This window comes from Spirosoma spitsbergense DSM 19989, assembly GCF_000374085.1.
GTDB classification, from domain to species: domain Bacteria; phylum Bacteroidota; class Bacteroidia; order Cytophagales; family Spirosomataceae; genus Spirosoma; species Spirosoma spitsbergense.
Genome location: NZ_KB893501.1, coordinates 1 through 2495, shown reverse-complemented (window position 1 = coordinate 2495; position 2495 = coordinate 1). Strand labels below are relative to the sequence as shown.

Here is a 2495-nt window from a genome sequence, read left to right as displayed (position 1 = left end):
TTACGGACCAGGAGGTAAGCATACAGCAACAGAAGCTGCCGTTAGGCCGTAGTTACAAAGAAGTGTTTATGAAGCGCTTCCGGTTTGGCCAGTAGCTCCCTGATGGCAGCGGTTCCTATTGCTCACTAATTTCTTGCCCTACGAGCAGAATAAAAGGATCCCTCGCCTGGCCCGACACTGTTCAGAAAAACCTCCCGCTCTTTTTCGGACAAGACACCGTTTGCGTACATGGTCAAGCTTAACATAACCAGAACCTTATACAGCGAGTGGACACGCGTAATTTTTACCCCTGCTGAACCCTCGACAATTAGTGCGCTGGGTAAACCCCGGCTGGTGCGCTATTTAATGATTGCCCTCGCCAGCGTGTCAGTGACTGGCAAGAGCAGGCGTCAGTAACTAAAAGGGCGTGATAAATTTCGCGTTCAGCTTATTCGCAAATTATTAATAATCAATTGGTTATACTGCCCTGGCTCCGGTAATTGTCCATGGTTGTGTTGAGCGCAGAAACTCGCTGTTGGTTGGTATTGTACAGATTGCGCTGCTCATAAGGGTCGGCTTTCAGGTCATATAGTTCACCCGATACAGCGGGCGCATCGACATGGCCATAATGCTGGTGTAGGCTACCTGTTCCGTTTCCAAACACCAGTTTCCAGTCCCCATCACGCACGGTACGGGTTTCTATGACCAATCCTGTTCGTTCTGCCTTGCTCCTGCCCAGCCAAACAGGTAGCATGCTATAACTATCCTGAGTGAGCTGTTTGGGCAGGGGCTCGTTGATAACATCAGCAAACGTGGCCAGCATATCGGTAAAACAAAGCAGTTGAGATGATACAGAACCCGCTTTCACCTGACCGGGCCAGCGCACAATGAATGGCATGCGGTGGGCACCTTCATAGGCATCCATTTTCATACCCCGAAGCCGCCCCGTAGCTTGATGGTTATATTTCTGAACGTCTTCCTTAAACCAGACCGGGCCGTTGTCCGACGAAAAGATGACTATCGTATTTTTATCGATACCTGATTTTTTCAGCCTATCGAGTATCTGACGAACGGTATAATCGACTTGCGTTGTGAAGTCGCCGTAAGCGCCGGCTTTGCTTTTACCAACAAATTCCGGCTTAGCCACCCAGGGCGTGTGCGGGGCAGTTAGGGCGAGGTACAGAAAAAACGGTTTGTCAGGGGTTTTGCGCTGATGACCATCCATGAAGGATATTGCCTTTTGCGTGAACGTGGGGAGAACGTCAGCATGCACAAAACCGGGTGCGATCTTGCCCGCCCGCCAAAACGCTCCCGAGATGGTGGTGGTGGCATCAATACTCTGGTGACCGGCAATAGACTCTGTGGGAGCGACTACCGCTCCCTTGTTTTCAATGAAGAAATACGGGGGAATGTCCAGTGATGCGTGCATGCCGAAGAAATAATCGAAGCCCCGGTCGGTCGGTCCTCCGCGCAGCGGCTGGCTATAATCGACCTTGTCCCAGTTGTCCACTCCGTCGAAACCAAGATGCCATTTGCCCACCATACCTGTGTGGTACCCTCGCTTTTGCAATAGCGACGCAATTGTCACCCGGTCGGCATTAATCAGCCCGCCCAGCTGGATGTTCATCAGTTTTCGCATGGGGTACTGACCCGTCACCAGTCCATAGCGCGAGGGTACACACCACGAACCTGCCGAGTGAGCGTCGGTAAATCGCATACCCTCGCGGGCTAGCTGGTTAATGGCAGGCGTGGGGATTTTGGAGTCAGGATTGTAACAGCCGGGGTCGCCATAGCCCATGTCGTCAGCCAGAATAAACACGATGTTCGGCAAAGTCGCTTTGGTATTTACCTCTGGGGTGGCTGTAAGCTGGAGATCTGACAGTCCCAGCGAAGCGAGTGCGATCAGCAACGTAAGCAGAATTTTCATGGTGTTTCGATTAAGGTTATGATCGACTGATAATTAGAAATCAGCTAATTTGGTCTTAAAACGGGTATTAGCTGCTCTGCCAGTTCATTCTTTTCATTTTCTACACGTTAATTAAAGCCGCTCTCCCCGTCAGAGCCACCATGTACATCGGCGGCAGGTTTAGGTATGAGGCAGGGAACCCCCGTCCATGATAGACACGTTTGGTACGGCGTGAACTTGGTTGTGGACACGGCTATCCATATCTTCAGTTCTTTCTCTTTGTATTTGGTGTCAAACACTATCAGTAGCATACGAGTTTCAGTAAACGTATTGAATACCCTTGATAGACAATAGGTGAAAATACCCTTTTTTCGAATCTAGGCGGTAAAAAACGGATTAAAGGTAGTGCTTAAACCTTCCGAGTTAATTTACCTCCCCCTACCTATTTGGACTGGCCATTTTCGTTTAATAAAAGAGCAGCTAATACTATTTTTAAAATCACAATCTACTCTTAATTACTGATGTTACGCATGGTTGATCTATCTGTAGCAACCTCTTTCTAAATTTACTCAAAAACACCACAAAAAGCGCTCATGGAGTTTATATCCCC

General features: G+C 49.1%; 1 protein-coding gene. It reads right to left on the bottom strand.

The genetic code is table 11. From position 1 onward, the window contains the following. Nucleotides 1–448: 448 nt before the first annotated feature. Nucleotides 449–1906: a sulfatase family protein gene (locus B157_RS35190; RefSeq protein WP_020603689.1), complete on the bottom strand. Its 1458-nt coding sequence runs from the start codon at nt 1904–1906 to the stop codon at nt 449–451. Nucleotides 1907–2495 lie beyond the last annotated feature (589 nt).